The following is an 11,849-nucleotide window of genomic DNA, read 5'->3' as shown; positions in this document are numbered from 1 at the left end:
TTTGCTGCCTGCCAACAATCTAAGTACAAACAATAAAATCAGATGAGAATGAATAAATACGCATTGTTGCTGTTCTCGCTTTGTTCGGTGCCCTTGTCGGCATTAGCTCAGGGCAAACACATAACGGGTAGGGTGTCTGACACGAAAGCCGAACCCATCGTGGGAGCAGTAATCAAAATTCAAAACAAGGCTGCTGTGGTTACGGATGCCGAGGGTAGATATGCCATTGATGCAGAGCCTGGCGACGTGTTAGACATCACTTGTATCGGCATGCAGAGCCAAAGGTTGAAGGTTGGCAACCGGTCTACCCTCAATGTGGTGCTGCAAGACGATGCCGTGAAACTCGACGACATCGTCGTTGTGGGTTATGGCACGATGAAGAAACGTGACCTCTCGGGAGCCGTTTCCAAGATAAGCGGCGACGACCTTTTGGGGACGGGCGCTTCCAGCTTTAACCAAGCCCTGCAAGGAAAGGTGTCGGGCGTGGTGGTTAACAAAACCGACGGGGCACCGGGCGGAGCCATCAGCATCAATGTGCGTGGCGCAAACTCGTTCACCACAAGCACCGAGCCGCTTTACATCGTAGATGGTGTTCCCTTTGAAACGGCTGGCACGCCATCGAGTAAGGCCACCGACGGCAGTCAGATGCGCATGAACGCCCTCGCCTCGATTAACCCACACGACATCGAATCGCTCGAAATACTTAAAGATGCCTCTGCAACGGCCATCTATGGGTCGCGTGGAGCCAACGGCGTGGTGCTCATTACCACGAAGAAAGGTAAGGCCGGGCGTGGAAAGATTGAGTTCACGTCGAACCTGAGCATGTCGAACGTGCTGAAAAAGATAGATGTGCTCGACCCCGTTACCTACGCGCGTTACATTAATGAGCAAACGGCCAACAGGGAAATATATAACGGAGAAACCGTGAACGGGCTGCCTTACGAGGGAAAATGGAAGTATCGGGAACTCAACGGAAAGATTGTTGAGAACTCGGGCGTGTACAATCCCTCGCCTGAAGACTTCCTTAATCCCGGCCTGCGAACCGACCAATATGGGAACAAAACGATGGTGCGAGGCACCAATTGGCAAGACGAAATCTACCATACGGGTTTCTCTCAAGAGTACAACCTTAACGTGTCGGGTAGCGACAACAATGGTTGGTGGTCGTTTTCGGGTAACTATCTCAACCAGACGGGCGTTATCAGGCGTTCGGGATTTGAGCGTTACATCCTTCACATGAACATCGGACGTAGGGTGAAAGACTGGTTAGAGATTGGCATGAACATGAATTACACCAACTCGACGACCGACTTCGCCAAGTCGAGCAATGAAGTTGGTGTGGTAAGGTCGGCCTTGGTGTTCCCTGCCACTTATGCCCCCGATGTCAGCGTGTATGAGTCGGACAAGCTAAACTGGCTTGCATCGAACCCTGTGGTTTATCTTAACAACTCGAAAGACCAGCAGCGGATGAGCAACTTCTTCTCCTCGTCTTACTTGGAGGCTAAGATCAGGCCTTATTTAAAGTTCCGACAGAACCTCGGATTGGGTTATTCGGAAAACAGTCGCGGGTCGTATTACGACAGGCATACCTCCGAAGGCAAGTATCCCGACAATGGGAAAGGAGGGCAAAGCGATAGCTGGTGGAAGAGCCTGACGTCCGAATCGCTGCTTACTTTCGATAAGAGTTTCGGCGGTAAGCATTCGGTAAACGCCTTGTTAGGCTTTACCTACGAGATAGCTAACTTCGGTTCGAAGGGCATGTCTGCAAAAAACTTTCCCTCGGACGTAACCCAAGAGCACAATATGGGATTGGGATTAAGCTATAATGCGCCAGAGAGCGAGCGCGGACAGCAAAAGCTGATGTCGCTATTGGCACGCGTCAACTATTCGTATGCGGGCGGAAAATACGTCGCTACAGCATCTTTGCGCCGCGATGGGTCGAGCAAATTCTCTCAGGCAAACAACAAAATAGGACACTTCGCATCTGGTGCGGTGGCCTGGCGACTGTCAGAAGAACGTTTCGTTAAGGATTTAGACATCTTCGATAACCTTAAACTGCGATTCAGCTACGGACAAACGGGCAACCAAGGCATTGGCGCTTATCAGGCACAATTATATATGATAGCATCCAACTATCCTTATAATGGCAGCATGGCAAGCGGTTTCTCGGAGGTGTTATGGCGTGGCGCGTTGAACAAAAACCTGAAATGGGAAACCACCGACCAATTTAACCTTGGCCTCGACATGGCCTTTTGGAGAGGAAGAGTTAACCTTACGGCCGACTTGTATTGGAAAAAAACACGCGACTTGCTGCAAAGCACCGCCATCCCTTCCAGCAACGGTTTCGTCAACATGTGGTCTAACGAAGGCCATGTGGTGAACAAGGGAATTGAAGTGGCAGCGAAGTTCAATGCCATTAACCACAAAGGTTTCAATTGGAACATCGAAGCAAACATCGCCTTTAACAAGAATGAGATAGGCGGACTCTCCTCTGACCGCTTTGCCGAACGCGTATCTGCCGGTATGGAAAAGGTGTTCATCCAGCGCAACGGACTGCATATCGGCACCATTTACGGTTTCCTTGAAGATGGATTTTATGATAACGAGGCCGAAGCCCGCATGAACAAAAGCTACGCAGGGATGTCGTCTGACGAGATTAAACGTTTCGTTATCGGTGAGGTTAAGTACAAAGACCTCAACGGAGATGGGGTGATTACCGATGCCGACAAAACCGTAATAGGGAAGACTTTGCCCGACTATACGTTCGGAATAACCAACACGTTCAGTTGGAAAGGGTTTAACCTGAGTTTCTTCTTCCAAGGTTCGGTGGGCAACAGTCTCTTCAACGCCAACATGCGCGACGTTCGACTCGACGACATTGGCAACATCCCCCGCAGTGCGTACGAGGCCAGATGGACACCCGAAACGGCTGCAACAGCCCGCTATCCCAAAAACGTAGCTACGCGAAACCGCGACATGAAAGTGTCGGATAGGTACGTGGAGGATGCCTCTTACCTGCGGTTGAAAAGCCTAAATTTGGGTTACAACATCAAGCCACATTGGCAAGGCATCTCTAACATATATGTATATGCCAGTGCCACAAACCTGTTTACCATTACCAAATATAGCGGAGCCGACCCCGATGTGAATGCTTTCGGTTGGGACGCATCGCGACGTGGCGTGGATTATTACTGTTATCCGGGCAGCCGAACCTTTGCCCTCGGATTTAAGTTGGATTACTAAAAACGAAGTTTCATTATGAAAAAGATAGGTGTTAAGTATATTGCCGCTTGCTTGTGGGGCGCGCTTGTTGCCGCATCCTGCATCTCGTGCGCAGACCTGTTGGACGAGAAGGGTTTCTCGTTCGTCAACGACAAGAACATAGAAAACAACGACGAAGGCGCACAACAATGGGCCACGGGCGCCTTTAGCGCGCTCACTTACGAGGTGTTTCGCTGGGATGCCTTTCCCCATGTGCTCGATTTCGACTGCGATTACATGACAGGTCCCGACTGGGCCTTTGGCAAATTCGGGTCGGGAAACTTCCAAGACGACGACCACGCACAGCAGATGTGGGAGAAGATGTACAACATCATACACCGCTGCAACCTGGGAATTGAGAACGTTGAGGCCATGACGGGCACCACGCCACGAGGCAAAGACAATGCCATTGGCGAAATGCAGGTGCTCAGGGCATACGCCTATTTCCTGTTGGTAAGGGCGTTTGGCCCCATCCCCGTTCGTGATCACACCATCAATTCGGGACTTTCCGACATTCACCAGCCACGCCAACCCATCGACTCGGTTTACCATTACATCATCGCCAACTTGCAACAGGCCGAACAACGGCTCTATAAGAACACGGATAGGGAATTTTCCTTGGGGCATGTTTCGGCAGGAACGGCTGCGTCGCTCTTGGCAAAGGTCTACCTAACCATGGCCTCGGGTGCCGTCCCCACAGGCGAAAAGGTTATCGTAAGGGGCGGAAAGGCCTTCGAGAAAGTGGCTGGCGAGAAGGTTTACACCAATCCTGTGGCCATCGAACACAAAAAAATGCAGCTCGCGGGATATGATAAGATAGACTACATGAAGTGTTTCGCCCTAGCGCGCGATAAGGCCAAGGAGGTGATGGACGGCAAGTACGGCTCGTACGACTTACTGCCTTACGATGCACTTTGGGCAATAGGCAACCGCAATAAGGTGGAACACATCTGGAGCTTGCAAACCGTTTCCAACGACGATGTTTATGGTGTTTCTTTCGGCGAGGGCTATACGGGCGTGTTGGGTACGGCCGGCGAGACCTACGGCTTGCATCATGGCATGCGCAATCATTGGTATAAGCTGTTCGAACCGCAAGACTATCGCATAACCAAAGGCGTGATGCACCGCTGGCAACGTTATCATGCCGTAGACTATCATGGCGGTTCTTATTATCCCAACACCGACGAATGGAAGAAAAAGGCCCAAGGTTATACCAATGACGAAGGGAAGTGGGTGGCTCCCGTAGCACCCTTCAACGATGGACTTTCTTACGAAAGCAAGAACGATAACAATTACTTGGCCTACCTCACCAAGTACACCTATGTAAGCGACAGAACGAAAAAGCGCGCCGACATATATTTCCCCTTCCTGCGTTTTGCCGATGTACTGCTGATATATGCAGAGGCAGCCAACGAGGCCAACAATGGTCCTACCGCCGAAGCACTTAACGCCCTCAACCGCGTAAGGGTGCGCAGCAATGCCACGCCCAAATCGCTTACGGGTGTAGGCAACATCAACGATAAGGTGCTTTTCCGCTCGGCTGTGTTGGAAGAGCGGGCAATGGAGTTTGCCGAAGAGGGCGATCGCCGATGGGACTTGATTAGGTGGGGCATCTATCTGCCTGTGATGAACGCCATCGGCGGAACAGACGAGGTGGACATTGTGAAGACAAGGATGGAAAAACACTTGCTCTTCCCCATTCCCGGTTCGGAAGTGGGCGTTAATAAGTTCATAACTAAAAACAATCCGGGGTGGTAACGGCTTTGCCCAAAGATACATATCCCCTTTAATTGCACGATAATGAAAGCAAAGATAAGAAAACATTTAAACCTTGGCTTGCTTGCCATTGCCACGGCGATGATGGCTTGCCAAAACATTGTAGACAATCCCGATGTGGAAGATTTCTCTGCTGCTGGCGCACCTACAATAACGAAGATTACCACGGTTACCGATTTAAACCAAGCGGTTACCCAAAGTGGCATGGGCCAATGGCTTGCCATTCACGGCGACAACTTGGCACACCCCACGGCCATTCTCTTTAATGATGTGGAGGTAAACCTCAAAGACGTTTATGCTGTCCGCACGCGGATAAACGTGGCCATACCTGCCGAAGCTCCCAATAAGCTCACGAACACCCTTACCGTACGCACCGCTTTGGGCGAAACCACCACGAATTTCACCGTCGATTTCCCTAAACTAAAGGTTGTGGGGCTGGACAACGAATTTGCCAAACCGGGTAGTAATGTCACCGTTATGGGAGAATTTTTCAACCTATATGGGCTTACTTCAAACCAGGCCACATTCACATTAGGGGGCAAACCGCTAACGGTGGTTGAGAAAAACGACAAGAAAATTGTGCTCACCATACCCGAAGATGCTGCCGATGGCGCAGAAATAGTAATGTCGAGCCCAAAGTTAGAGCAACCTATACGCCTGCCTTATCGCGACAAAGGCGTGCAACTCTTTGCCAGTTACGATAAGGATTACCTTTTCGGTAAGGGTTACCTATGGACCTCGCAAGACTATTTCACCGACGGAACGAACGAGGGCGACCCCGTTCCGCCTGTCGGCAAATGTTTCTTTAGGCGAAAGAACCTCTACTCGGCATGGAATTGGGATACGCTCATCGCCGGACATTTCGACCTCGACGATGCTGATGTGGTGAACCATTTGGAAAACTATTGCATCAAGTTCGAGGTTTGGACAGCCAAGGATAAACCCATACCCACAGGCGATTTCATCTTCTGGAGCCAGCAAAGTGCCGACAACATGAAGCTACGTTGGAACCCGGCAGACCAAGGCGTATCGTTAAATACCAACGGCGAGTGGCGCACCATAACCCTAGATGCCGCCACATGGTTTAGAGACAACGATGCTCAACCCACATTGAAGAAAGGCAGCAACGACCTCACCATCGTTTACCAACCTCACGATGGGTTTGATGCCGACTTTGCATTGGCCAACCTGAGGTTTGCTAAGAAACGATAATACCATATATAATAAGGAATGCACAAAACCGAGGCAGGCTCTGAACCGTTAACGATGTTCAGAGCCTGCCTTATTTGGTGGCGTGCATGTTGCTATGCCCTAGCAGCTGTGTTACCTTCCAAACACTTTCTGTGCGCTACCGTTTTTCTTTTCGATGTGCAACCCCTTGGTGGGCTGTTTCAGTTCTCTGCCGTCCAAACTGTAATAACGTGTCGGCGCGTTGGCCGATGTCTTTTCCTTGTCGATGCGCTTAATGGCCGTCACCTCGCCATTGGTTGCAAAACGTGCGCCTTTAAGCACAAACGTGGCACCCGACGGGCCTTTTACATAAACCTGCCTCAGCTTGTTCTTGTCCTTAGATAAGGGCACGTTAACCTGCGAAACACCCGTTTCAAACCTGCTTGTGGTTGTTTGGGCACCTTCACCATCGTATTCGATGCCTATTTCACCGTCGGTTGCCGTTGGTTGGGCAAACTGAATGACGAACAGGTTGAAGAGGCTGAAATCCCTAAATTGGTCGTTGAAGTACCATCCCTTATGCGCCCAGTCGTCTTTAATGCTGATGGTTTTTGTTGCAGGGTCGTAATCTGCCCCGCCACCTTCGTTCACTTTTTTCAGAGTCAGTTCGAATCGCTTAGCCTTTTCCTCCTTCAACATTTGCTCGTATTCGGCCTTTGTGCAAGCAATAACTTTGTCTACGGTAATCATTCCAGGATAGTCGGCACTTTGCAAAACAAAGTCTTTCACGTTCTTCTTATGCTCGTGGTTCAGGGCTATGCCGGCAACGAGAAGTCCTGGCGTTATGGCTTGCTCCGCGCCCCAGCTGTCTTGTTGTGTCGTTCCGTCCGTGTATTCGGTCTTAATCTTAAACATGCACGAGGCGTCTTTGAGTTTTAGCACCAGCATGTCGTATTCCGAGAAGTCTGTTCCCCCTTCAAACACGCATCCGTCTTTGTCGAAGAACTTGAAGGTTACACCGTTCCACTCGGTCATAAATGCAACATTGTTTCCCAATATCTGGCAATTGGCGTCCCAAGGTTGAAACTCGCCGGCAATCTCTTTCATCGGGAAGGCGCTCAATGTGGTGAAGAGCGCAAAGGAAGCTAGTAAAATTGGCTTTCTCATAATTGTTTCTTGTTTATGTTAGATGTTACAAATTTAGGCATTTTCTTCTGGTCTCGTTGATACAATTTTGCCGTAATCCAGTACAATCTTATCGATATGTTAGCGTTTATGGGCATGCTGTGGCATTGGCAAGGCCGTCAACCGCACGCTTTGGCGTTGCAAGTGGTATAAGCCTAGGTTGCTGCATGACACATTTTTTCAGCCGCTTACGTTCCCCTTTTATGTAAAAGAGTTTGCTAGTTAAGCATAAAAATGGTAATTTTGCACAAATTAGCGGCCATACTTACCATGCGTGTAAAAACGCGGGGCGTATGCCGAGACGAAAACAACAGCATGAAATAATTGCCATCCCTTGGGCGAGAGGCGTTGCACCAACAAGCGAAACGCCCACGCAGGGGGGGAACATACCTATTATATATAATATGTCTGAAAGAAAAGTGAGGGTGCGTTTCGCGCCCAGTCCCACGGGGGCATTGCACATCGGCGGAGTGCGTACGGCACTCTACAACTACCTGTTTGCCAAACAACAAGGTGGCGATTTGGTGTTCCGCATTGAGGATACCGACTCGCAACGCTTTGTGCCAGGAGCCGAAGAATACATCATCGAGTCGTTCCGCTGGTTGGGAATAAAGTTCGACGAGGGCGTTTCCTTCGGCGGAAAGTATGGACCTTACCGACAAAGTGAGCGCAAGGAGATTTATAAACAGTATGTAGACCAGTTGCTAAACGAAGGCAAGGCCTACATCGCCTTCGACACACCGCAAGAGCTTGAAACCAAAAGGGCAGAGATAGAAAACTTTCAATACGATGCCCAAACCCGAAACGGCATGCGCAATTCGCTGACGATGAGTGCCGAAGAGGTGGACGCGCTGATTGGAGATGGCACGCAATACGTGGTGCGTTTTAAGGTGATGCCCGGCGAAGAGGTGCATGTTAACGACATGATTCGGGGCGACGTGGTGATTAAAAGCGACATCTTAGACGACAAGGTGCTGTATAAAAGCGCCGACGGACTGCCCACCTACCACTTGGCCAACATCGTAGACGACCACTTGATGGAGATAACCCACGTTATCCGTGGCGAGGAATGGCTGCCTAGCGCGCCGCTCCACGTGTTGCTATACAAAGCCTTTGGCTGGGCCGACACCATGCCGCGTTTTGCCCACCTGCCCTTGTTGCTTAAACCCGAAGGCAAAGGAAAGCTGTCGAAACGCGATGGCGACAGGCTGGGTTTCCCCGTTTTCCCACTGGAATGGCACGACCCCAAGACGGGCGAAGTGTCGTCGGGCTACCGCGAAAGCGGCTATTTCCCCGAGGCGGTGATAAACTTCTTGGCCTTGTTGGGCTGGAACCCAGGCACCGAGCAGGAGTTGTTCACCCTGCCGCAGCTCGTTGAGGCCTTCGACATCAGCCGCTGTTCTAAGGCCGGCGCCAAGTTCGATTATCAGAAAGGTATTTGGTTTAACCACGAGTATATATTGCAGAAGAGCAACGAAGAGATTGCAAGTCTTTTCGCGCCGATGGTGGCCAACAACGGCATTGACGAACCCATGGAACGCATTGTGCAGGTGGTTGCCATGATGAAAGACCGCGTGAACTTTGTGAAAGAGCTGTGGCCGCTGTGCTCGTTTTTCTTCATCGCGCCGGTTCAATACGACGAGAAGACGGTGAAGAAACGCTGGAAAGAGAACTCGGCCGAGGTGATGACCCAATTGAGCAACGTGCTAGAAGGCCTGAACGACTTCTCCATCGAGAACCAAGAGCGCGAAGTGTTTGCCTGGGTAGAAAGCATGGGCTATAAGTTGGGCGACGTGATGAACGCCTTCCGCCTGGCACTTGTGGGCGAAGGCAAGGGTCCTGGCATGTTCGACATCAGCGCTTTCCTTGGAAAAGAAGAAACCTTGGCGCGACTTCGTAGGGCTATTGAGGTGTTGAAATAGGGTAAGTGCGGCATTGCGCCGCTTGCCCTTTGTTTAAAGTAAACTGCTGAACAGGCTGTAGAACAGACGTTGACAGAACGACAATTGCCTTGCGCAAAAGGTGCTGCGGGCCACGCAGTTACGCCAAACGTCATCCATCAAAAACCTTACACTCGTGTATAACATCATCATTTACATCTATCTTTTGGGCGTTGCCGTTGCCAGTTTCTTCAGCACCAAGGTGCGGAAGATGTGGCGAGGCGAACGCGATGCTTTCGACGTGTTGCGCAACAATGTTGAAGAAGGTGCGCAATACGTGTGGTTTCATGCAGCCTCGTTGGGTGAGTTCGAGCAAGGGCGACCGCTTATCGAAGAGTTGCGCCACACACATCCGCAATACAAAGTGCTGCTAACGTTTTTCTCGCCGTCGGGCTACGAGGTGCGAAAGAACTACGAAGGTGCCGACATCGTTTGTTACTTGCCGCTCGACACGCCGCTCAACGCCCGCCGTTTCTTGCGGCTGGTGCGCCCCGTGATGGCCTTTTTCATCAAGTACGAGTTTTGGTACAATTACCTGCACATCCTTAAGCATCGTGGTGTGCCGACATATAGCGTTAGTAGTATCTTCCGTCCCGACCAGATTTTCTTTCGTTGGTATGGCAAGAGTTATGGAAAGGTGCTTGCTTGTTTCTCGCATTTCTTTGTGCAGAACGAGCAAAGCCGCAGTCTGTTGGCCACGATAGGCATTCGCAATGTTTCTGTTACGGGCGATACGCGGTTCGACCGCGTGCTGCAAATACAAAAGGCCAGCAAGCATTTGCCTTTGATTGAGAATTTTGTGCAGGGCAAGCACTTGTTTGTTGCGGGTAGCAGCTGGCCGTCTGATGAAGAGATTTTCGTGCCTTTCTTCAACGCGCGGTCTGATTGGAAGATGATTATTGCACCCCACGTGGTAAGCGAAGAGCACCTGCAACAGCTGGAACAACAGGTTGAAGGGCAAACCATTCGCTATTCGAAGGCCACACCCGAGAGTGTGGCCGAGGCCGATTGTCTGCTTATCGATTGCTATGGATTGCTGTCCAGCGTTTACCATTATGCCGACGTAACCTATGTTGGCGGTGGCTTTGGCGTTGGCATACACAATGTTTTGGAGGCTGCCGTATGGGGCGTTCCCGTTATTTTCGGCCCAAACAATCAGCGTTTCCAAGAGGCACAAGACTTGATGGTGGCCGGCGGCGGCTTTGAAGTGGATTGTAAAGCACACTTCGATGCGCTGATGGACGAGTTTATCGAGGCTCCGTGGCGCGTGCAGGTAGCAGGGGAGAAGTCTACCGAGTACGTGAAAAGTCAGGTTGGCGCAACTGACAAGGTGCTGGAAAAGGTGTTTTTTAAATAAAACAAGGCAGTTACAAAAGCAACAACGCACCCAACAACTGGCCTCACCCTATATCCACACCACCCTACAACTGGCCTCACCCCCAACCCCTACTGGCCTCACCCCCAGCCCCTCTCCAAGGGGAGAGGGGAGTGGTATGCTTTTAAAACGAACGTTGTTAGGCGCAAGCTTACCCTAATTGCCCTCACCCCATATGCCATACACCGCCTACAACTGGCCTCGCCCCCGACCCCTACTGGCCTTACCCCGACCCCTCTCCAAGGGGAGAGGGGAGTGATATGTCTTGTTGTGGCGTAGTTGGCTTTGTGGTAGCAAACGTTTTGTTTCTTTCTCTCCTCGGAGCGGTATTGAGGTAATGCTGCGTTGATACTCTTTTTTAAGTTAAATGCGGTATTAATATTTTACAAAACATGCCTTTGTCGGCACACCATTCTAGAAGAAAAAGGGGGCATAAAGCTAGCAAATAGCCACTATTTCCCACTTTACGTACCCTTGTTTTTGTCCTTTTTTAAGTCTGCCTACTGCATTTAGCACCATTTTACCTTTCTAGTTTGTTGTTATCTCATTGTTTTTTCAAGTCCCAAAAGCGGCTTTTTGTATATAAAACTACCTCAAAAAGCACCATTTTGCTCCTATTTTGCACACGTTTTCACCCCCAAATAGAGGTTTTAAGTGGCCTGATGTGATGAATTTTTATCCAAGATGCCTTGTGATTATTGGCAAAATACCTTGTGTTTTGCACCAAAATGCGATGTGTTTTGCACCAAAACGCAGTGCAATTAGCACCAAAACGCAGTGTGTTTTGCACCAAAACGCAACCTGTTTAGCACCAAAATGCAGTGTATTTTGCACCAAAACGCAGGATGTTTCGATGCTAATGGCCTTGCAGTCCCTTTAAACTGTAATTTTATTCGTTGTTATGCAGGTTTGTTATGAATGTGCGCTAGTTTCTTTTTGCACTAAAACAAACTCGTGCGAGAATTGAATTTTTGCGGTCGGGTGGGCGGTTGGTGAGCAAAATGGGCAGTCTTTGTGTTAATTTCTTTGCTGAAAAACGGACAGATTGTAGTTAATGAAAACGTACTGCAACTGGCCTCACACCACCCTACAACCAGCCTCACGCCATACGGCACGCACCACCCTACAACTGGCCTCACACC

The 11,849-nt window shown here is 50.2% G+C and carries 6 protein-coding genes; 5 read left to right on the top strand and 1 reads right to left on the bottom strand.

All coding sequences use genetic code 11. The annotated features are described in order from the left end of the window. The first annotated feature begins 42 nt into the window (after nucleotides 1-42). Genes HMPREF0670_RS11195 through HMPREF0670_RS11185 form a run of 3 tightly spaced genes read left to right on the top strand, consistent with a single transcriptional unit; the run spans nucleotide 43 to nucleotide 6,249 of the window. Entirely contained in the window at nucleotides 43-3,243 is a 3,201-nt protein-coding gene (locus HMPREF0670_RS11195; protein ID WP_009231262.1) for a SusC/RagA family TonB-linked outer membrane protein, read from the top strand. 15 nt (nucleotides 3,244-3,258) lie between these two features. Next, entirely contained in the window at nucleotides 3,259-5,019 is a 1,761-nt protein-coding gene (locus tag HMPREF0670_RS11190; RefSeq protein ID WP_009231261.1) for a RagB/SusD family nutrient uptake outer membrane protein, read from the top strand. A gap of 42 nt (nucleotides 5,020-5,061) precedes the next feature. After that, nucleotides 5,062-6,249 carry a glycan-binding surface protein gene (locus tag HMPREF0670_RS11185; RefSeq protein WP_009231260.1) on the top strand — a complete coding sequence of 396 codons (1,188 nt, stop codon included), beginning with the start codon at nucleotides 5,062-5,064 and terminating at the stop codon, nucleotides 6,247-6,249. Nucleotides 6,250-6,360: 111 nt separating this feature from the next. On the opposite strand, the gene HMPREF0670_RS11180 is transcribed toward HMPREF0670_RS11185, so the two are convergent. After that, entirely contained in the window at nucleotides 6,361-7,374 is a 1,014-nt protein-coding gene (locus HMPREF0670_RS11180) for a hypothetical protein (RefSeq protein WP_009231259.1), read from the bottom strand. 422 nt (nucleotides 7,375-7,796) lie between these two features. Here HMPREF0670_RS11180 and gltX point away from each other — a divergent pair, with 422 nt between their 5' ends. Both gltX and HMPREF0670_RS11170 read left to right on the top strand, forming a co-directional pair. Next, entirely contained in the window at nucleotides 7,797-9,314 is a 1,518-nt protein-coding gene (gene gltX / locus HMPREF0670_RS11175) for a glutamate--tRNA ligase (protein ID WP_009231258.1), read from the top strand. Nucleotides 9,315-9,468: 154 nt separating this feature from the next. Further along, nucleotides 9,469-10,689: a 3-deoxy-D-manno-octulosonic acid transferase gene (locus tag HMPREF0670_RS11170; RefSeq protein WP_009231257.1), complete on the top strand. Its 1,221-nt coding sequence runs from the start codon at nucleotides 9,469-9,471 to the stop codon at nucleotides 10,687-10,689. Nucleotides 10,690-11,849 lie beyond the last annotated feature (1,160 nt).

Source organism: Prevotella sp. oral taxon 317 str. F0108 (assembly GCF_000162415.1).
GTDB lineage: Bacteria > Bacteroidota > Bacteroidia > Bacteroidales > Bacteroidaceae > Prevotella > Prevotella conceptionensis.
The sequence above is the reverse complement of the archived record's forward strand: the minus strand, read 5'-3'. Positions and strand labels throughout refer to the sequence as shown.

Bases quoted from the DNA above. Each gene is read 5' to 3' on its own strand.
- HMPREF0670_RS11195 (WP_009231262.1), top strand. From the start codon at position 43: ATGAGAATGAATAAATACGCATTGTTGCTGTTCTCGCTTTGTTCGGTG.
- HMPREF0670_RS11190 (WP_009231261.1), top strand. From the start codon at position 3,259: ATGAAAAAGATAGGTGTTAAGTATATTGCCGCTTGCTTGTGGGGCGCG.
- HMPREF0670_RS11185 (WP_009231260.1), top strand. From the start codon at position 5,062: ATGAAAGCAAAGATAAGAAAACATTTAAACCTTGGCTTGCTTGCCATT.
- HMPREF0670_RS11180 (WP_009231259.1), bottom strand. From the start codon at position 7,374: ATGAGAAAGCCAATTTTACTAGCTTCCTTTGCGCTCTTCACCACATTG.
- gltX (WP_009231258.1), top strand. From the start codon at position 7,797: ATGTCTGAAAGAAAAGTGAGGGTGCGTTTCGCGCCCAGTCCCACGGGG.